7 protein-coding genes, 4 tRNA genes and 6 rRNA genes are annotated in these 20,735 nt (G+C 58.6%); 11 read left to right on the top strand and 6 right to left on the bottom strand.

All coding sequences use genetic code 11. The annotated features are described in order from the left end of the window. The first annotated feature begins 61 nt into the window (after positions 1 to 61). The 6 genes from ACSQ25_RS21300 (at position 62) to rrf (ACSQ25_RS21275) (ending at position 6,401) form a co-directional block, all read left to right on the top strand. On the top strand, positions 62 to 841 hold the full coding sequence (locus ACSQ25_RS21300) for an enoyl-CoA hydratase-related protein (protein ID WP_436107642.1): 780 nt from the start codon (positions 62 to 64) through the stop codon (positions 839 to 841). A gap of 458 nt (positions 842 to 1,299) precedes the next feature. Beyond that, positions 1,300 to 2,828: ribosomal RNA gene (locus ACSQ25_RS21295) — 16S ribosomal RNA — on the top strand. 80 nt (positions 2,829 to 2,908) lie between these two features. After that, positions 2,909 to 2,985, top strand: a tRNA-Ile gene (locus tag ACSQ25_RS21290). A 9-nt stretch (positions 2,986 to 2,994) separates the two neighbouring features. Beyond that, positions 2,995 to 3,070, top strand: a tRNA-Ala gene (locus ACSQ25_RS21285). A 209-nt stretch (positions 3,071 to 3,279) separates the two neighbouring features. Further along, positions 3,280 to 6,155 (top strand): 23S ribosomal RNA (locus tag ACSQ25_RS21280). Positions 6,156 to 6,288: 133 nt separating this feature from the next. After that, a 5S ribosomal RNA gene (rrf, locus tag ACSQ25_RS21275) occupies positions 6,289 to 6,401 on the top strand. The 16S, 23S and 5S rRNA genes sit together here with 2 tRNA genes alongside, the layout of an rRNA operon. Before the next feature lie 121 nt (positions 6,402 to 6,522). Here rrf (ACSQ25_RS21275) and ACSQ25_RS21270 read toward each other — a convergent pair. From ACSQ25_RS21270 to ACSQ25_RS21245, 6 genes are all read right to left on the bottom strand, one after another. Continuing rightward, the gene (locus ACSQ25_RS21270; RefSeq protein ID WP_436107641.1) at positions 6,523 to 7,668 is read right to left on the bottom strand and encodes a VWA domain-containing protein; all 1,146 of its coding nucleotides are present in this window, start codon (positions 7,666 to 7,668) and stop codon (positions 6,523 to 6,525) included. Further along, a complete protein-coding gene (locus ACSQ25_RS21265; RefSeq protein WP_436107640.1) occupies positions 7,658 to 9,880 on the bottom strand; it encodes a DUF5682 family protein in 2,223 nt (740 codons plus the stop codon). Before ACSQ25_RS21265 ends, ACSQ25_RS21270 begins: the two co-directional genes overlap by 11 nt. Positions 9,881 to 9,890: 10 nt before the next feature. Beyond that, positions 9,891 to 10,985, bottom strand: coding sequence for an AAA family ATPase (locus ACSQ25_RS21260; RefSeq protein ID WP_436107639.1), 1,095 nt, complete (start codon positions 10,983 to 10,985; stop codon positions 9,891 to 9,893). Next, complete coding sequence (locus tag ACSQ25_RS21255) at positions 10,982 to 12,562, bottom strand: DUF5691 domain-containing protein (RefSeq protein WP_436107638.1); 1,581 nt, start codon at positions 12,560 to 12,562, stop codon at positions 10,982 to 10,984. The genes ACSQ25_RS21260 and ACSQ25_RS21255 overlap by 4 nt, the downstream gene beginning before the upstream one ends. After that, positions 12,559 to 13,899 (bottom strand): SWIM zinc finger family protein, encoded by a 1,341-nt coding sequence (locus ACSQ25_RS21250; protein ID WP_436107637.1) that lies wholly within the window; start codon positions 13,897 to 13,899, stop codon positions 12,559 to 12,561. The genes ACSQ25_RS21255 and ACSQ25_RS21250 overlap by 4 nt, the downstream gene beginning before the upstream one ends. A 471-nt stretch (positions 13,900 to 14,370) precedes the next feature. Beyond that, positions 14,371 to 14,856 (bottom strand): DUF6328 family protein, encoded by a 486-nt coding sequence (locus ACSQ25_RS21245; RefSeq protein ID WP_436107636.1) that lies wholly within the window; start codon positions 14,854 to 14,856, stop codon positions 14,371 to 14,373. A 581-nt stretch (positions 14,857 to 15,437) separates the two neighbouring features. Here ACSQ25_RS21245 and ACSQ25_RS21240 point away from each other — a divergent pair. The 5 genes from ACSQ25_RS21240 (at position 15,438) to rrf (ACSQ25_RS21220) (ending at position 20,574) form a co-directional block, all read left to right on the top strand. Further along, a 16S ribosomal RNA gene (locus ACSQ25_RS21240) occupies positions 15,438 to 16,966 on the top strand. A gap of 80 nt (positions 16,967 to 17,046) precedes the next feature. Continuing rightward, positions 17,047 to 17,123 (top strand) — tRNA-Ile (locus tag ACSQ25_RS21235). Between the two features lie 15 nt (positions 17,124 to 17,138). Then, positions 17,139 to 17,214 (top strand) — tRNA-Ala (locus ACSQ25_RS21230). A gap of 222 nt (positions 17,215 to 17,436) precedes the next feature. Further along, positions 17,437 to 20,328 (top strand): 23S ribosomal RNA (locus tag ACSQ25_RS21225). A gap of 133 nt (positions 20,329 to 20,461) precedes the next feature. Next, positions 20,462 to 20,574 (top strand): 5S ribosomal RNA (gene rrf / locus ACSQ25_RS21220). The last annotated feature ends 161 nt before the right edge of the window (positions 20,575 to 20,735 follow it).

The following is a 20,735-nucleotide window of genomic DNA, read 5'->3' as shown; positions in this document are numbered from 1 at the left end:
GCTGCCCTGCGAGACGTTACAATCCCGGCAATCCGTCTCTAACCTCACAAGGGAATGTCACATGGAATATGCAGATCTGCTGATCGAAAACCACGGCAAGGTCGTCGTGATCCGCCTGAACCGTCCGAAGGCGATGAATGCGCTGAACGACAACATGATGAACGAGCTGGGCGACGCGCTGCACAAGTTCGACGCCGACCCGGCGGTCAACGTCATCGTCCTGACCGGCAGCGACAAGGTCTTCGCCGCGGGCGCCGACATCGCGGCCATGGCGAACTACACCTATGCGGCGGACACCTACCCGGGCAACTACATCGGCCGCAACTGGGAACACATCCTGAACATCCGCAAGCCGGTAATCGGCGTGGTCTCGGGCTACTGCCTGGGCGGCGGCTGCGAACTGGCGATGATGTGCGATTTCCTGATCGCGGCGGAAACGGCCAAGTTCGGCCAGCCGGAAATCAAGGTCGGCGTCACCCCGGGTGCCGGCGGTACCCAGCGCCTGCCACGCGCGATCGGCAAATCGAAGGCGATGGACTTGCTGCTGACCACCCGCATGATCGACGCCGCGGAAGCCGAGCGCACCGGCCTGGTGTCGCGCGTGTATCCGCTTGATACTGTAATGGAGGAGGCGATCAAGGTCGCCCAAGGCATCGCCGAGATGCCGGTGTCGGTCGCCATGCAGATCAAGGATTGCGTCAACCAGGCTTACCAGATGCCATTGAGCGAAGCCGTGCGCTATGAACGTCGCTATTTCCACGCCGGCTTCGGTACCCCTGCGCAAAAAGAAGGCATGTCGGCCTTCCTCGAGAAGCGTAAGCCGAAGTTCGACGGCATGTGAGCTGAACCCTCAAAAAAGCTGGGGCGAGGCCCTTGTGCAGAACCACGAAGTTTTGCTATAGTTCGCCTCCGCTTCGGCAGTGACCGAAAAAGGTTAACGTAATCAAGTGCTTACGTTGGCATGGTCCGCAGAGAAATCTGCAACGAAGCGAACGAGGGGTTGACGAGTTAAGCGAAACACTGCATAATCTCACTTCTCTGCTGCTGACGAACACAACGCTTCGTACGGTGCAGCAAGGTAGTACAGAATACGGACTAGGCGTCCCCGTTCTTTAACAATTAACAGTCGATAAGTGTGGGCGTTTGATGAAGGTGCCGCTGACTTCGGTCAGTGAATACTTAAATTATCAAATGTTCACAAAAGTATTAACGTTGCTCAGCAATGAGCGACGGTCAGTATCTTGAGTGAGCGACCCCTGAGAAATCAGGGTGACACGAAAGTGTCAACAAACAGAGATTGAACTGAAGAGTTTGATCCTGGCTCAGATTGAACGCTGGCGGCATGCTTTACACATGCAAGTCGAACGGCAGCGCGGGGCAACCTGGCGGCGAGTGGCGAACGGGTGAGTAATATATCGGAACGTACCCAGAAGTGGGGGATAACGTAGCGAAAGTTACGCTAATACCGCATACGATCTACGGATGAAAGTGGGGGACCTTCGGGCCTCATGCTTTTGGAGCGGCCGATATCTGATTAGCTAGTTGGTGAGGTAAAGGCTCACCAAGGCGACGATCAGTAGCTGGTCTGAGAGGACGACCAGCCACACTGGAACTGAGACACGGTCCAGACTCCTACGGGAGGCAGCAGTGGGGAATTTTGGACAATGGGCGCAAGCCTGATCCAGCAATGCCGCGTGAGTGAAGAAGGCCTTCGGGTTGTAAAGCTCTTTTGTCAGGGAAGAAACGGTTGAGGCTAATATCCTCGGCTAATGACGGTACCTGAAGAATAAGCACCGGCTAACTACGTGCCAGCAGCCGCGGTAATACGTAGGGTGCAAGCGTTAATCGGAATTACTGGGCGTAAAGCGTGCGCAGGCGGTTTTGTAAGTCTGTCGTGAAAGCCCCGGGCTCAACCTGGGAATTGCGATGGAGACTGCAAGGCTTGAATCTGGCAGAGGGGGGTAGAATTCCACGTGTAGCAGTGAAATGCGTAGAGATGTGGAGGAACACCGATGGCGAAGGCAGCCCCCTGGGTCAAGATTGACGCTCATGCACGAAAGCGTGGGGAGCAAACAGGATTAGATACCCTGGTAGTCCACGCCCTAAACGATGTCTACTAGTTGTCGGGTTTTAATTAACTTGGTAACGCAGCTAACGCGTGAAGTAGACCGCCTGGGGAGTACGGTCGCAAGATTAAAACTCAAAGGAATTGACGGGGACCCGCACAAGCGGTGGATGATGTGGATTAATTCGATGCAACGCGAAAAACCTTACCTACCCTTGACATGGAAGGAATCCTGGAGAGATCTGGGAGTGCCCGAAAGGGAACCTTCACACAGGTGCTGCATGGCTGTCGTCAGCTCGTGTCGTGAGATGTTGGGTTAAGTCCCGCAACGAGCGCAACCCTTGTCATTAGTTGCTACGCAAGAGCACTCTAATGAGACTGCCGGTGACAAACCGGAGGAAGGTGGGGATGACGTCAAGTCCTCATGGCCCTTATGGGTAGGGCTTCACACGTCATACAATGGTACATACAGAGGGCCGCCAACCCGCGAGGGGGAGCTAATCCCAGAAAGTGTATCGTAGTCCGGATTGTAGTCTGCAACTCGACTACATGAAGTTGGAATCGCTAGTAATCGCGGATCAGCATGTCGCGGTGAATACGTTCCCGGGTCTTGTACACACCGCCCGTCACACCATGGGAGCGGGTTTTACCAGAAGTAGGTAGCTTAACCGCAAGGAGGGCGCTTACCACGGTAGGATTCGTGACTGGGGTGAAGTCGTAACAAGGTAGCCGTATCGGAAGGTGCGGCTGGATCACCTCCTTTCTAGAGTAGCACCAGAGTCTAGTACTCATCATCAAGCGTCCACGCTTATCGGCTGTTGAAACAAGTAACGAGAACAGTTCGGGTCTGTAGCTCAGTCGGTTAGAGCACCGTGTTGATAACGCGGGGGTCGTTGGTTCGAATCCAACCAGACCCACCACGTAACAACGGGGGATTAGCTCAGCTGGGAGAGCACCTGCTTTGCAAGCAGGGGGTCGTCGGTTCGATCCCGTCATCCTCCACCATTCATCTGTTCTGACTATATTTATGTAAAGCCAGTGCTTTAGATAAGTGTAGTTCTCGTTCTTTAACAATCTGGAAGAAGTAAAGTTTTTTTAAGCGTGCATGTAAAAATGCACACTTAGGGTAGTAATCAAGTATCAACAAACATGCAACGAGCTGTACTCTTGATTTCTATGACGATCCCTGTTGTCAGCAGGGGCCAACGTTATAGGGACAAGCGAATAAGTGCACATGGTGGATGCCTTGGCGATTACAGGCGATGAAGGACGTAGTAGCTTGCGATAAGCTGCGGGGAGTGAGCAAACACACTTTGATCCGCAGATTTCCGAATGGGGAAACCCGGCCTTTTAGGTCATTGCATGCTGAATACATAGGTATGCAAAGCGAACGCGGCGAACTGAAACATCTAAGTAGCTGCAGGAAAAGAAATCAACCGAGATTCCCAAAGTAGTGGCGAGCGAAATGGGATGAGCCTGTACGTGATAGTCGATTGGATAGTGGAACAACCTGGAAATGTTGGCCATAGCGGGTGATAGCCCCGTACACGAAATCCAAACGGTGATACTAAGCGTACGACAAGTAGGGCGGGACACGAGAAATCCTGTCTGAACATGGGGGGACCATCCTCCAAGGCTAAATACTCGTAATCGACCGATAGTGAACCAGTACCGTGAGGGAAAGGCGAAAAGAACCCCGGGAGGGGAGTGAAATAGATCCTGAAACCGTGTGCATACAAACAGTCGGAGCCTCTTTATGGGGTGACGGCGTACCTTTTGTATAATGGGTCAGCGACTTACATTCAGTGGCGAGGTTAACCGAATAGGGGAGCCGTAGAGAAATCGAGTCCGAACAGGGCGACAGTCGCTGGGTGTAGACCCGAAACCAAGTGATCTACCCATGGCCAGGATGAAGGTGCGGTAACACGCCCTGGAGGTCCGAACCCACTAATGTTGAAAAATTAGGGGATGAGCTGTGGGTAGGGGTGAAAGGCTAAACAAACTTGGAAATAGCTGGTTCTCTCCGAAAACTATTTAGGTAGTGCCTCAAGTATCACCATCGGGGGTAGAGCACTGTTATGGCTAGGGGGTCATTGCGACTTACCAAACCATTGCAAACTCCGAATACCGATGAGTGCGAGCTTGGGAGACAGACGTCGGGTGCTAACGTCCGGCGTCAAGAGGGAAACAACCCAGACCGCCAGCTAAGGTCCCAAAGATTGGCTAAGTGGAAAACGAAGTGGGAAGGCTAAAACAGTCAGGATGTTGGCTTAGAAGCAGCCACCATTTAAAGAAAGCGTAATAGCTCACTGATCGAGTCGTCCTGCGCGGAAGATGTAACGGGGCTAAGCCAGTCACCGAAGCTGCGGATATCTAGCAATAGATATGGTAGGAGAGCGTTCTGTAAGCCTGCGAAGGTGTCTTGTGAAGGATGCTGGAGGTATCAGAAGTGCGAATGCTGACATGAGTAGCGATAATGCGGGTGAAAAGCCCGCACGCCGTAAGCCCAAGGTTTCCTGTTCAACGTTCATCGGAGCAGGGTGAGTCGGCCCCTAAGGCGAGGCAGAGATGCGTAGCTGATGGGAAGCAGGTTAATATTCCTGCACCGTCGTATGATGCGATGGGGGGACGGATCGCGGAAGGTTGTCTAACTGTTGGAATAGTTAGTTTCTGCCTCATAGAAGGCGCTTAGGCAAATCCGGGCGCGTAATTCAAGGGGGTGGGACGAGCGGCCTTGTGCTGCGAAGCAATCGGAAGTGGTTCCAAGAAAAGCCTCTAAGCTTCAGTCATACGAGACCGTACCGCAAACCGACACAGGTGGGCGAGATGAGTATTCTAAGGCGCTTGAGAGAACTCGGGAGAAGGAACTCGGCAAATTGGTACCGTAACTTCGGGATAAGGTACGCCCCGGTAGCTTGACCACTTTACTGTGGAAGGGTGAAAGGGTTGCAATAAACTGGTGGCTGCGACTGTTTAATAAAAACACAGCACTCTGCAAACACGAAAGTGGACGTATAGGGTGTGACGCCTGCCCGGTGCTGGAAGATTAAATGATGGGGTGCAAGCTCTTGATTGAAGTCCCAGTAAACGGCGGCCGTAACTATAACGGTCCTAAGGTAGCGAAATTCCTTGTCGGGTAAGTTCCGACCTGCACGAATGGCGTAACGATGGCCACACTGTCTCCTCCCGAGACTCAGCGAAGTTGAAATGTTTGTGATGATGCAATCTACCCGCGGCTAGACGGAAAGACCCCATGAACCTTTACTGTAGCTTTGCATTGGACTTTGAACCAATCTGTGTAGGATAGGTGGGAGGCTTTGAAGCGGGGACGCCAGTTCTCGTGGAGCCATCCTTGAAATACCACCCTGGTTTGTTTGAGGTTCTAACCTTGGTCCGTTATCCGGATCGGGGACAGTGCATGGTAGGCAGTTTGACTGGGGCGGTCTCCTCCTAAAGTGTAACGGAGGAGTTCGAAGGTACGCTAGGTACGGTCGGACATCGTGCTAATAGTGCAATGGCATAAGCGTGCTTAACTGCGAGACCGACAAGTCGAGCAGGTACGAAAGTAGGACATAGTGATCCGGTGGTTCTGTATGGAAGGGCCATCGCTCAACGGATAAAAGGTACTCTGGGGATAACAGGCTGATTCCTCCCAAGAGTTCATATCGACGGGGGAGTTTGGCACCTCGATGTCGGCTCATCACATCCTGGGGCTGTAGCCGGTCCCAAGGGTATGGCTGTTCGCCATTTAAAGTGGTACGTGAGCTGGGTTTAAAACGTCGTGAGACAGTTTGGTCCCTATCTGCCGTGGGCGTTGGAAATTTGAAGGGGGCTGCTCCTAGTACGAGAGGACCGGAGTGGACGAACCTCTGGTGTACCGGTTGTCACGCCAGTGGCATTGCCGGGTAGCTAAGTTCGGAAGAGATAACCGCTGAAAGCATCTAAGCGGGAAACTTGCCTTGAGATGAGATTTCCCGGAGCCTTGAGCTCCTTGAAGGGTCGTTCGAGACCAGGACGTTGATAGGCTGGGTGTGGAAGTGCAGTAATGCATTAAGCTAACCAGTACTAATTGCCCGTACGGCTTGTCCCTATAACCTTGGTAGGCTATAGATCAAGTCAAGAATACAGCTGCAGTTTGTTGATACTGCTACCCCAAGAATAAAAAGAACTTACTTCTTCCCGGATTGTGGATGGCTCGCAAGAGACGTCCAGACAAGTCAAAGCCTGATGACCATAGCAAGTCGGTCCCACCCCTTCCCATCCCGAACAGGACCGTGAAACGACTTTGCGCCGATGATAGTGCTGCAACCAGTGTGAAAGTAGGTTATCGTCAGGCTAGTTATAAGAAAAAGCCCGCAGAGTGATCTCTGCGGGCTTTTTTGCGTATGTACGCAAAACCCCACCGCTCGGATTCGCATTGCGAATCCTCGCCCCGGTGGGGTTTTTTGCTTTGTGCCTCAAGCATGCACGATGCCTGCCTGCGCCGCCCATTGTTCCAGGCTGCTGCGCTTGATCGCCGCCGCCATCATGTCGGGAAACAGGTCCGGCGTGCACGCGAACACCGGCGCCCCCATCGCTGCCAGCTTCGCGGCATTTTCCCGGTCATAGGAGGGCGCGCCGCGATCGTCCAGCGCCAGCAGCACGATCAGCTGCACGCCGCTTGCCACCAGGCTGGCCGCGCGCCTGAGCATTTCCTTATTGTTCCCGCCTTCGTACAAATCGCTGATCAGGACGAAGATCGTGTCCCTTGGCCGCGTCACCAGTCCCTGGCAGTAGCCGAGCGCACGGTTGATGTCTGTTCCGCCGCCCAGCTGGGTGCCGAACAGCACCTCGACCGGATCATACAAAGTCGGCGTCAGGTCGACGACTGCGGTATCGAAGACGACCACCGAGGTGCTGACCGCCTTGATGGTCGCCAGTACCGCTGCGAACACGCTGGCATACACCACCGAAGGTGCCATCGAGCCCGACTGGTCGATGCAGAGCACGATGTCGCGCAGCGTCTGGCCCTTGCGGCCGAAGCCGATCCGCGTCTCCGGGATCACGGTGTTGTACTCAGGCTGGTAATGCTTCAGGTTGGCTCGGATCGTGCGCAGCCAGTCGATCTCGTTGTGGCGCGGCCTGCGATTGCGCACGGCGCGGTGCAGGGCGCCGCCTACCGCTTGCCGCATCGGGCTGGCCAGCTTGTTCTCGAGATCGCGCACCACGCGTTCGACCACCTGCCGCGCCGTCGCGCGCGTCTTGTTGGGCATGACGCGGTTCAGGCTCAGGAGGGTGGCCACCAGGTGCACGTCGGGCTGCACCGCCATCAGCATCTCGGGTTCGCACAGCATTTGCTGCAGGCCCAGGCGCTCCAGCGCATCCTTCTGCATCACCTGCACGACCGAGGAGGGGAAATATTGGCGAATATCGCCAAGCCAGCGCGCCACGTTGGGCGCCGATGCACCCAAGCCGCCACGCTGTCCCTTTTCGTTATACAGCGCATTCAGCGCGCCATCCAGCGCCAGGTCGGCGGCATCTAGCGTGATGCGTTCATCGCCAGCGCCGCCCAGCACCAGGCGCCAGCGCCGCGCCGTCTCGCTCCGGTCGAACTCATTCGCCATGGACAGCTTCCCGCGCAGCCGCGCTTCCCAGTATCGATCGAAGAACCGGCAGCACCCGCATGGCGCGCTCCCGGTCCACTTCCGCTTCAGCGGTCGCCGTCGCCCGCCCATGCCCTGATTCGCCGCTGGCGGCCCGTTCCGCCAGTTGCCGCCGTTCGGGCGGCGTGAAGCTGCCGAAAGTGCGTCGCAGCAGCGGCAGCAGTTCGATGAAACCATCGGCCGACTGCGCCATCAGCCAGTCGTTGACGAGTCCCCACAACGCGTCGCTGTGCGCCAGCAGCGTACCGCCGCCGTCGAGGAAACCCTCGAGCCACTGGGCCGTCACGAGTGGCGCAAGCGCCCGCGAAGACCTCAGCGACAACTGAAGCGCCGCTTCCTCGCTCGTCCAGCGCTGCTGTTCGGTCAGGATGCGCGCGCAACGGCCCGCCACCAGCGGGTGGCTTTGCTCGAGCCGCGCAACGCGCGCGAGCGTGTCGTACCAGGTGTCCAGCTGCGCCTCGTCCTGGAAGCGCCGGATCGCATGGTCACCGCTGACGAGCTGCCGCAGCAGGATGGCTGCGGCGTCGTCGGCCAGCGCACGCGCGCCGAAGGGCAGGGCAATGCAGGCCCGCGCAATGAGTCCGGCCGCGACCTGGCCCAAGGCCGCCGTGTCGCTCCCCCGCACATTGCCATACCGGATGGCGTCGACCAGCGGCCCGATGGCTTCCAGCAGGAAGCCCGGGTCCGGCGTCGTCGCGCCGGCTTCCTGGATGCGCTGCATGAGCGGCCCGATCGCCCCCTGCAGGTCCGCCAGCAAGACGTTTTCCATCAGCGCTGTCAAATCGGGCAAGTTGGCCGCCTTCGAACCGCGTTCGATCGCGCGGCCGTTGGCTGCTCGTTCCAGGGTCGCACCCCACACACTGGCCTCGACCAGGCGGATCGCGAATTCCGGCTCCCACGCCAGCTGCCACAGCTCGTGGAAGCTGCCGCTCTTGCCGTGCACGGCCTGGCGCCGGCCCCAGGCCACGCCGAGCATCGCCAGCCGGTGCAGGACGATGCTCTTCTCGAGATGCGCCGGCTGACGCAGGTCGAGATCGAGCTGGACCGCGTCAGCACGTACCGGCATGCGCAGGCGCTTCTGCTGCGCCTGGACGTCCTGCACCAGCGGCACCATCGGCACGTCGCCGGGAACCTCGCCGAGCCGGTCATTGACCAGCAGCTCGCGTTCGATCAGGCGCAGCGTGAGCTCGCTGTCCTGGCAGAATACGGCGCGTACTGCCTCCAGCAGCTCGTCCAGGCCGGTGCGCGGCCGCCCGCGCAGCGCCGCCAGGGCTTCGGCGAGCCGCTGCGCATCGATGACCTGGGCCGAGGAAGCTTCGAGGTCGTGCTTGCGCAGCAGCGCGGCGACCTCGGTCAGCCAGAACAGGCCGGCCTCCTCGCCGCGCGCCCAGACGTGGTGATACCAGCCCGGCGAGGCGACGCCGGCGCCATATCCGCTTGCGAACGTCAACCTGCCGTAGCTCCACGGTATCCAGGTCGCCACCACTTTTTCTTTCGGAAGTCCCTTGAGCAGCTCGGCGTCGCTCTTCGCGCTTGGCCTGGCGGCGAGCGCCGGCACGTGCCAACCGCCGCACACGACGGCGATGCGCTCGTAGCCTTCCTTCTCCGCCGCGCGGATGGTGTTGCGCATCCAGGCTTCGCGTTGCTGCTCGCGCAGCGACAGCGGCTGCGCGGCCGCCTCGCGCACGGCGCTCATCATCTCGGCGACCGCATCGAAGAGATCCAGGCTGTCGCGCCGCTGCTCGACCAGGTGGTCCCACCAGGTCTCGGTATCGCCGTAGCCGGCCGCCTCCGCGAGCCAGCGCAGCGGGTCTTCGCGGACCTCGTCCTGATCCGGCGCTTCGTCCGCCGGCAGCTCGACCAGGCGGTGGCTCTGCGGCAGGTCGCAGAAGCGCAGCGTAATGCCGTTCTGGTTCGCGTAGCACAGCGCCTGCCACTCCGGCGAATACGTGGCGAAAGGGTAGAACACCGCACGCTGCGGCGCCGCCGCCGCATACAGCAGCAGCGCGACCGGCGGCGCCAGATCCGCACGGCCCGCGAAAGCGACCAGCCCGTCCGCTTCGGGCGGACCTTCCACCAGCAGGCAGTCGGGCTGCAGCTCGCGCAGGGCGTGGAGCAGGCTGCGTGCGCAGCCCGGGCCGTGGTGGCGGATGCCGAACAGGTGAATGCTCATGCTCGCCTGCTCAGTCCATGACCTCGCGGCAGGCGCGGTACAGGTCTTTCCAGCCGCTGCGCTCCTTGACGACCGTCTCGAGGTACTCGAGCATGGCGACGCGATCCTGCACCGGATCCTTGACGATCGCGCCGACCATGCCGGCCGCCAGGTCGGCGCCGCGCATCACGCCGTCGCCGAAATGCGCCGCCAGCAACATGCCATGGGTGATAACGGAAATCGCTTCGGCTGTGCTCATGCTGGATGTCGGTGCCTTGAGCTTGAGCTTGCCGTCTTCGGTCGTGCCATCGCGCAGCTCGCGGAACACCGTCACGATGCGCCGGATCTCTTCCAGCGCCGGCACCTCGCCCGGCAGCTCCAGCGCGCGTCCCATGCCTGCCACCCGGCTCTGGACGATGCGAACCTCATCGTCGGCGGTGCGCGGCGGCGGCAGCACGACGGTGTTGAAGCGGCGCTTCAATGCACTGGACAGCTCGTTGACGCCGCGGTCGCGGTCATTCGCGGTGGCGATGATGTTGAAGCCTTTCTGCGCCTGCACCTCGTCGTCCAGTTCCGCGATCGGGAGCACCTTTTCGGACAGAATGCTGATCAGGCTATCCTGCACTTCGCCAGGAATGCGGGTCAGCTCCTCGATGCGCGCGATCTTCCCTTCGCGCATGGCGCGCATCACCGGACTGGGTACGACCGCCTCCAGCGACGGCCCCTTGGCCAGCAGGTGCGCGTAGTTCCAGCCGTAGCGCAGCGCCTCTTCGCTCGTTCCCGCTGTGCCCTGGACCACCAGCGTTGAGTCCCCGCTGATCGCGGCCGCCAGGTGTTCCGACACCCAGGACTTGGCGGTGCCCGGCACGCCGAGCAGCAGCAGCGCACGGTCGGTCGCCAGCGTCGCGACCGCGATCTCGATGATGCGCGGGTTGCCGATGTACTTGGGACTGATCTCGACGCCGTTCTCCAGCTTGCCGCCCAGGAGATAGGTGGCGACCGCCCAGGGCGACATCCGCCAGCGCGGCGGACGCTGGCGGGTATCGAGAGCGGTCAGGGCCTCGATCTCCGTGGCGTACTGCGCCTCCGCGTGCTGGCGAAGGACGGTGATGGTCGATGCGGTCATGCGGGCTCCTGGAAAGAAAGCGACATCTCGTGGCGCAAGCGCACGGTGTCGAAGAAACGGGTGATGTGATCGTGGATGCCTCCGTCCAGCGCGCCCGCCCGCCAGCCGGCTTCGAGTCCGCCGACGGCTTGCGGATCGACCACGCCGGCCAGGCTGTCGAGGGCGGCTCTGAGCTCCCACTCGGCAGCCGGGATGGCCGGCAGCTCGCGCAGCATGCGTTCGACGACGTCGCGCGACAGCGCGGCCGGCCAGGGGGCTGGCGAGCGTGCGGCCGCCTGCACCAGCAGCTCGATCAGGGTGCGTTCCTCCTGGCCCCAACTGCTGCGGCTCGCGCCGACGAGGCCCGCCAGGTAGTCATGCAGGTTTGGGGGAGCGATGCGCGCGAACAGGTCGAAAAAATCGCGTGGGTAGTGCTGGCGCATCTGCTGGCCGGCAGCCAACCAGAATCCCAGCAGCGTGCCGACCCACTCGCCCAGTTCTTCGGGCGTGGCACCGCCGCGCGCGACGGCGCTGGACCAGCCGCGGATCAGGGCTTGCGAGAAATCGCTGTGCGCGGCCATCAATACCAGGTCGCGCGGACTGGCGCCGAGGCGTTCGGACCAGACGCGCGGATCGACGGCAGTCAGCAGGTCGACCAACCAACCCGCCTTTTCTCCCAGTGCGGGGTGGGCAGCCGCGCCGACGCCGTCGCGCACCGCTGCTTTGTCGATCGATTCCGGCAGGGAGACCTGGATGCTGGCCTTGCCGAGCAGCGGACGCTTGAGCCGGAGCAGCGGCTCGGCCTGCGCCTGCAAACGCCGGCGCAGCGCCGAACCCGGCAGCTTCAGCAGCATCGATTGCGCGGTCAGGCGCACTTCCTTGCGGCGGTCGTCGAGCGCGGCCTCGAGGAAGGCTTCGTCCTCCGCCCCGAGGCCGATCGCCAGGCAGGACAGCAGCCGTAGGCGCGACTCCGGCGCTTCGCTGGCCCAGGCCTGTGTCAGCGCTTCCCTGGCCGCGCCGGGATCCATGGCACGCCATCGCAGCAAGGCCGCGTGCCGCTGATCCGCGGTGCCGGTTTCCCACTGCAGCAAGCGCTGCTCCTCGCCCACGGCCGGTGCCGCCCATCCCCAGTCCTGCTCGAAGCGCGACAGCCACTGGCCGCGTTCGCCCAGCACTTGCACCAGGTCGGCGCGCAGCTCGGCATGCCGGGTTCCGAGCGCGAGCAGGTTCGGCAGGAAGCCGGCGGGGAGCCGCCCGCCATGGCGGTGCAGTGCGCGCAGCCATTCACGCAGCAGCGCGGGCTTGTGTCCGCCTTGCAGCAGGCGCGCGAGCATGGCCTCGGCGCCGGGCGGGCAAGCTCGCAGCTGTTCGGCAGGCGCCGGGGTCGGCAACGCTGCGGCGGCGACCGAAGGATGCAGGCCGGCCCGCGTCCACAGCGACCAGGCGGCAATCGACAGCCAAAGCCGGACTTCGTCCTGTTCGCCCGACGCCGAAGGGAAAAGGCCGTCCAGTTCGGGCGGCAGTGCCGCCGGACGCAGGCCCCCGGCGCGCGAGGTGCCGATCTGCAGCAGGCCGAGCAGCTGGTTCGCATCGCTCATGGCGGCAGGTCCGTATCGAAGTTGTAGAGGCGTCCTTCATGCCAGCCGCTCAGGGGGAGGAAGCCCTGGCCGTCCCACTCGCCCATGAGCGCAAGCGCATGGCCGCCGCTCAGCGCGGCCAGGTGCAGGTGGTAGCGGAAGGCGGGATCCAGCGGAATCGCCTTGCCCTCGGGGCTGCGCAGCACCCTGCCCGCCACATCGGGCACGACGTCAGCGAGGATCGCCGGCCAGCTGTCGAGGAAGGGCTGGCAGGCCAGGGCGTCGGCATATCGGTCCAGCAGGGACGCAAGGTCAAGCCGGGAAGCTGGTGCATCGACCAGCGGCGAGGTGGGCGACTGCTGCCGCACCAGCGCGCGCAGCGGCAGCGCGCCCGGGTAGAAACACAGTTCGCCGTCGAACTGGGTGCCGGCGGGGAGGGTGTGTTCGAAACCCTGGGCACCGGCCGCGAACTGCAGCAGCAAGGCCCAGCGCTGCGTGGCTACGCCGTACAGCCAGGTGCTGCGGCTGCGAATCCGCTCTTCTTCCTCGGTGCGCTGGGCCAGGACCAGCCAGCGGTCGCTCACCGGCGCCTGCGCCAGTACGTCTTCCCTGGCGACGGAAAAGCCGACCAGGCTGCGGATGTCGCGCTGCAGGCCGTCCGGCAGCGTGTCGATGCGTTGCCATGCCGCCGTGAGCAGGTAGAGCGAGGCGAGCTCTCCGGCCAGCCGGCGCTCCCGGTCGGGCAGGGTGGTCTGGAAGCACATCGCGCCGGCGCGCTTGAGACGCGTGGCCAGTCCACCCGCCTGCGCATCGACCAGCCGTGCGGCCATGCCGTTCCAGAAGGCGGGGCCGCGCTCGCGGGTACCGGCGAGCCCCTCGCGCGCCAGGTCGTGCAGCCAGGTCTGGAGGTCCGCGAGGCCACGGTCGACGTTCTGGTCACGCTTCTCTTCGCGCTTGCGCGCCTGCAGCGCCGCTGCTTCGGGATCGGCAGGCACCTGCGCCGTCGCCTTCTCGGCCTTTTTCTCCAGGCGTTGCTGTCGGCTGTCGAACCAGTCCGCCACCCATGGGGGACGCGCATCTGCTGCGAACAGTGTGGGATGGGTGCCGAGCAGGAGATACAGGCCCAGGCCGTGCTTGCAGGGAAACTTGCGGCTGGGGCAGCTGCATTTGAAGGCAGGTTCGCCGGTGTCGATCTGCGTGCGATAGGGGACTTTGCCGCTGCCCTGGCATTCACCCCAGAGGGCACGCTCGTCGCGACCCAGGCCGCTCCATTTCACGGGCGTCGCCAGTTGGCTGCCGGCCTTGGCCGAGGCAGCGTCGGGAGCCAGGGAGAGGATGTGATCGGAGCTGAGCGTCACGTGTGGGCAGTGTGTCGGCGATGCTTCACTATACCTTGCTCGTCCGTCGAAACGGCAGGTTCCGTGTATGCCGTCGGGATAAAATGCAGGCACCCGGCTGCAAAAGAAAAGCCTCGGCTCCATACCGAGGCTTCAGCCTGGCGGACAATCCGCCAGGATCCCAGCTGTGCGTCACCGCGGCCCGGCAGGCGGCGAGTTCGCGGACTCGTCATCACCCTGTTCGCCGGCACCGCCGGTACTATGCACGGCTGGGCCAACACTCGCCTCCGTATATGCTCCCCCCGATACCGGAACTTTGGGTTTGGCGAGTGCCGCCCAGTTCAACAAACTCTTGCTGCGCATTGCAGCTGACGTGCTTTGACCATGGCGCTCAGGTCACAGTTCAGGCAAATGGCAATCGCTGTGACCTGATGCATTATCCGCGTGCAAAAAACCTCATCTGTTCGACAATTCACACATGGACTGTGCCACCTAGTCCGGCTGCTGCTTCTTTGCCATCCGGCGCGCATTGCGGGGCACAAAGAACCAGAGACCGGAAAGCAGTGCCAGCGTCCCCAGCGCGGCGCCCACGCTGAAGACCATGCGTGCCGACATGCCCGTCGCAACGACGTGGATGACGGTGAACATATCCAGTGCCAGGCCGGCCGCCAGGGGAGCAAGGGCCCCGCGTATCATTCTGGATGACGACTTCACCATCGCCGCGGTAGCGTGGCCACGGCAGGTCCGGTAGTAGATCGCCGGCGTCATGACCATGGCGACCGAAATGATCACCATGATCATGCCCAGGGCGTGGCACAGCTTCGCGTAATAAGCCAGGTCCTCGAAGCGATCGTTGAAGACGGCGATCGTCTGGAAACCGAAGAGGGCTTGCACCCCGGGGAGGACGACGCGCGCCTCCTCGATAATGTTGCGCATCTCCATGTCATGTAGTTCGTGCTCATCGTGCGTTTGTTCCATGACTCAACAGTACGCCCAAAGCCCCGGGGCTTCAATGCGCGCACTGTTGAAACCACTATGGAACATGCCGGGTCCGATGCCAAGGACGATTCGCCGTCGATGCCAAGCTGAGTCGCGCGGGCGTCACACCGTCACCATCCCACTTTTTGCCCCTTGCCGAGGGCGGTGGGAATTTGTTATAGTTCGCCTCCGCTTCGGTTTGAGCAAGAAAACGTTAACGTAATCAAGTGCTTACGGTAACGAGCTCAGCAGAGAAATCTGCAACGAAGCGAACGAGGGGTTGACGAGTTAAGCGAAACACTGCATAATCTCACTTCTCTGCTGCTGACGAACACAACGCTTCGCACGGTGCAGCAAGGTAGTACAGAATACGGACTAGGCGTCCCCGTTCTTTAACAATTAACAGTCGATAAGTGTGGGCGTTTGATGAAGGTGCCGGCTGAGTTCGCTCAGCTGCATACTTAAATTATCAAATGTTCACAAAAGTATTAACGTTGCTCAGCAATGAGCGACGGTCAGTATCTTGAGTGAGCGACCCCTGAGAAATCAGGGTGACACGAAAGTGTCAACAAACAGAGATTGAACTGAAGAGTTTGATCCTGGCTCAGATTGAACGCTGGCGGCATGCTTTACACATGCAAGTCGAACGGCAGCGCGGGGCAACCTGGCGGCGAGTGGCGAACGGGTGAGTAATATATCGGAACGTACCCAGAAGTGGGGGATAACGTAGCGAAAGTTACGCTAATACCGCATACGATCTACGGATGAAAGTGGGGGACCTTCGGGCCTCATGCTTTTGGAGCGGCCGATATCTGATTAGCTAGTTGGTGAGGTAAAGGCTCACCAAGGCGACGATCAGTAGCTGGTCTGAGAGGACGACCAGCCACACTGGAACTGAGACACGGTCCAGACTCCTACGGGAGGCAGCAGTGGGGAATTTTGGACAATGGGCGCAAGCCTGATCCAGCAATGCCGCGTGAGTGAAGAAGGCCTTCGGGTTGTAAAGCTCTTTTGTCAGGGAAGAAACGGTTGAGGCTAATATCCTCGGCTAATGACGGTACCTGAAGAATAAGCACCGGCTAACTACGTGCCAGCAGCCGCGGTAATACGTAGGGTGCAAGCGTTAATCGGAATTACTGGGCGTAAAGCGTGCGCAGGCGGTTTTGTAAGTCTGTCGTGAAAGCCCCGGGCTCAACCTGGGAATTGCGATGGAGACTGCAAGGCTTGAATCTGGCAGAGGGGGGTAGAATTCCACGTGTAGCAGTGAAATGCGTAGAGATGTGGAGGAACACCGATGGCGAAGGCAGCCCCCTGGGTCAAGATTGACGCTCATGCACGAAAGCGTGGGGAGCAAACAGGATTAGATACCCTGGTAGTCCACGCCCTAAACGATGTCTACTAGTTGTCGGGTTTTAATTAACTTGGTAACGCAGCTAACGCGTGAAGTAGACCGCCTGGGGAGTACGGTCGCAAGATTAAAACTCAAAGGAATTGACGGGGACCCGCACAAGCGGTGGATGATGTGGATTAATTCGATGCAACGCGAAAAACCTTACCTACCCTTGACATGGAAGGAATCCCGGAGAGATCCGGGAGTGCCCGAAAGGGAACCTTCACACAGGTGCTGCATGGCTGTCGTCAGCTCGTGTCGTGAGATGTTGGGTTAAGTCCCGCAACGAGCGCAACCCTTGTCATTAGTTGCTACGCAAGAGCACTCTAATGAGACTGCCGGTGACAAACCGGAGGAAGGTGGGGATGACGTCAAGTCCTCATGGCCCTTATGGGTAGGGCTTCACACGTCATACAATGGTACATACAGAGGGCCGCCAACCCGCGAGGGGGAGCTAATCCCAGAAAGTGTATCGTAGTCCGGATTGTAGTCTGCAACTCGACTACATGAAGTTGGAATCGCTAGTAATCGCGGATCAGCATGTCGCGGTGAATACGTTCCCGGGTCTTGTACACACCGCCCGTCACACCATGGGAGCGGGTTTTACCAGAAGTAGGTAGCTTAACCGCAAGGAGGGCGCTTACCACGGTAGGATTCGTGACTGGGGTGAAGTCGTAACAAGGTAGCCGTATCGGAAGGTGCGGCTGGATCACCTCCTTTCTAGAGTAGCACCGGAGCTAGTCTCCACATCAAGCGTCCACGCTTATCGGCTGTTAGTAAAGAGAACAACAGTGTATGTCGGGGCTGTAGCTCAGCTGGTTAGAGCACCGTGTTGATAACGCGGGGGTCGTTGGTTCGAGTCCAACCAGCCCTACCAAGTTATCGTAGTAACGGGGGATTAGCTCAGCTGGGAGAGCACCTGCTTTGCAAGCAGGGGGTCGTCGGTTCGATCCCGTCATCCTCCACCATTACCTGGTTCTGAAAGCACAAACGTAAGCAAATAGCTGCTTAGGTTTGGTCTTTTCGAGATCACTGTTTTTTCGTTCTTTAACAATCTGGAAGAAGTAAAGTTTTTTTAAGCGTGTGGAAACACACACTTAGGGTAGTAATCAAGTATCAACAAACATGCAACGAGCTGTACTCTTGATTTCTATGACGATCCCTTAACTCATGAGGGGCCAACGTTATAGGGACAAGCGAATAAGTGCACATGGTGGATGCCTTGGCGATTACAGGCGATGAAGGACGTAGTAGCTTGCGATAAGCTGCGGGGAGTGAGCAAACACACTTTGATCCGCAGATTTCCGAATGGGGAAACCCGGCCTTTTAGGTCATTGCATGCTGAATACATAGGTATGCAAAGCGAACGCGGCGAACTGAAACATCTAAGTAGCTGCAGGAAAAGAAATCAACCGAGATTCCCAAAGTAGTGGCGAGCGAAATGGGATGAGCCTGTACGTGATAGTCGATTGGATAGTGGAACAACCTGGAAATGTTGGCCATAGCGGGTGATAGCCCCGTACACGAAATCCAAACGGTGGTACTAAGCGTACGACAAGTAGGGCGGGACACGAGAAATCCTGTCTGAACATGGGGGGACCATCCTCCAAGGCTAAATACTCGTAATCGACCGATAGTGAACCAGTACCGTGAGGGAAAGGCGAAAAGAACCCCGGGAGGGGAGTGAAATAGATCCTGAAACCGTGTGCATACAAACAGTCGGAGCCTCTTTATGGGGTGACGGCGTACCTTTTGTATAATGGGTCAGCGACTTACATTCAGTGGCGAGGTTAACCGAATAGGGGAGCCGTAGAGAAATCGAGTCCGAACAGGGCGACAGTCGCTGGGTGTAGACCCGAAACCAAGTGATCTACCCATGGCCAGGATGAAGGTGCGGTAACACGCCCTGGAGGTCCGAACCCACTAATGTTGAAAAATTAGGGGATGAGCTGTGGGTAGGGGTGAAAGGCTAAACAAACTTGGAAATAGCTGGTTCTCTCCGAAAACTATTTAGGTAGTGCCTCAAGTATCACCATCGGGGGTAGAGCACTGTTATGGCTAGGGGGTCATTGCGACTTACCAAACCATTGCAAACTCCGAATACCGATGAGTGCGAGCTTGGGAGACAGACGTCGGGTGCTAACGTCCGGCGTCAAGAGGGAAACAACCCAGACCGCCAGCTAAGGTCCCAAAGATTGGCTAAGTGGAAAACGAAGTGGGAAGGCTAAAACAGTCAGGATGTTGGCTTAGAAGCAGCCACCATTTAAAGAAAGCGTAATAGCTCACTGATCGAGTCGTCCTGCGCGGAAGATGTAACGGGGCTAAGCCAGTCACCGAAGCTGCGGATATATTTCTCGTGATTTATCACTTGATCTATATGGTAGGAGAGCGTTCTGTAAGCCTGCGAAGGTGTCTTGTGAAGGATGCTGGAGGTATCAGAAGTGCGAATGCTGACATGAGTAGCGATAATGCGGGTGAAAAGCCCGCACGCCGTAAGCCCAAGGTTTCCTGTTCAACGTTCATCGGAGCAGGGTGAGTCGGCCCCTAAGGCGAGGCAGAGATGCGTAGCTGATGGGAAGCAGGTTAATATTCCTGCACCGTCGTATGATGCGATGGGGGGACGGATCGCGGAAGGTTGTCTAACTGTTGGAATAGTTAGTTTCTGCCTCATAGAAGGTGCTTAGGCAAATCCGGGCACGTAATTCAAGGGGGTGGGACGAGCGGCCTTGTGCTGCGAAGCAATCGGAAGTGGTTCCAAGAAAAGCCTCTAAGCTTCAGTCATACGAGACCGTACCGCAAACCGACACAGGTGGGCGAGATGAGTATTCTAAGGCGCTTGAGAGAACTCGGGAGAAGGAACTCGGCAAATTGGTACCGTAACTTCGGGATAAGGTACGCCCCGGTAGCTTGACCACTTTACTGTGGAAGGGTGAAAGGGTTGCAATAAACTGGTGGCTGCGACTGTTTAATAAAAACACAGCACTCTGCAAACACGAAAGTGGACGTATAGGGTGTGACGCCTGCCCGGTGCTGGAAGATTAAATGATGGGGTGCAAGCTCTTGATTGAAGTCCCAGTAAACGGCGGCCGTAACTATAACGGTCCTAAGGTAGCGAAATTCCTTGTCGGGTAAGTTCCGACCTGCACGAATGGCGTAACGATGGCCACACTGTCTCCTCCCGAGACTCAGCGAAGTTGAAATGTTTGTGATGATGCAATCTACCCGCGGCTAGACGGAAAGACCCCATGAACCTTTACTGTAGCTTTGCATTGGACTTTGAACCAATCTGTGTAGGATAGGTGGGAGGCTTTGAAGCGGGGACGCCAGTTCTCGTGGAGCCATCCTTGAAATACCACCCTGGTTTGTTTGAGGTTCTAACCTTGGTCCGTTATCCGGATCGGGGACAGTGCATGGTAGGCAGTTTGACTGGGGCGGTCTCCTCCTAAAGTGTAACGGAGGAGTTCGAAGGTACGCTAGGTACGGTCGGACATCGTGCTAATAGTGCAATGGCATAAGCGTGCTTAACTGCGAGACCGACAAGTCGAGCAGGTACGAAAGTAGGACATAGTGATCCGGTGGTTCTGTATGGAAGGGCCATCGCTCAACGGATAAAAGGTACTCTGGGGATAACAGGCTGATTCCTCCCAAGAGTTCATATCGACGGGGGAGTTTGGCACCTCGATGTCGGCTCATCACATCCTGGGGCTGTAGCCGGTCCCAAGGGTATGGCTGTTCGCCATTTAAAGTGGTACGTGAGCTGGGTTTAAAACGTCGTGAGACAGTTTGGTCCCTATCTGCCGTGGGCGTTGGAAATTTGAAGGGGGCTGCTCCTAGTACGAGAGGACCGGAGTGGACGAACCTCTGGTGTACCGGTTGTCACGCCAGTGGCATTGCCGGGTAGCTAAGTTCGGAAGAGATAACCGCTGAAAGCATCTAAGCGGGAAACTTGCCTTGAGATGAGATTTCCCGGAGCCTTGAGCTCCTTGAAGGGTCGTTCGAGACCAGGACGTTGATAGGCTGGGTGTGGAAGTGCAGTAATGCATTAAGCTAACCAGTACTAATTGCCCGTACGGCTTGTCCCTATAACCTTGGTAGGCTATAGACAAGTCAAGAATACAGCTGCAGTTTGTTGATACTGCTACCCCAAGAATAAAAAGAAACTTACTTCTTCCCGGATTGTGGATGGCTCGCAAGAGACATCCAGACAAGTCAAAGCCTGATGACCATAGCAAGTCGGTCCCACCCCTTCCCATCCCGAACAGGACCGTGAAACGACTTTGCGCCGATGATAGTGCTGCAACCAGTGTGAAAGTAGGTTATCGTCAGGCTAGTTATAAGAGAAACCCCACCAGGTGATCCTGGTGGGGTTTTTTGCTTTGTGCGGCCAGTTTCATCCCGTCCGCATGTAATGACAAGCCCGCGGCCTTATTCGGTCATTGATCGCTTTTACTGCGCTACACTTCTTGTTTTCCCGTCTACTGAAAACGAC

Origin of the sequence: Massilia sp. LjRoot122 (genome assembly GCF_964252725.1) — a bacterium.
In the GTDB taxonomy this organism is placed as follows: Bacteria; Pseudomonadota; Gammaproteobacteria; order Burkholderiales; family Burkholderiaceae_D; genus Telluria.
Note: the sequence above shows the minus strand (reverse complement) of the source record. Positions and strands in the feature narration are given on the sequence as shown.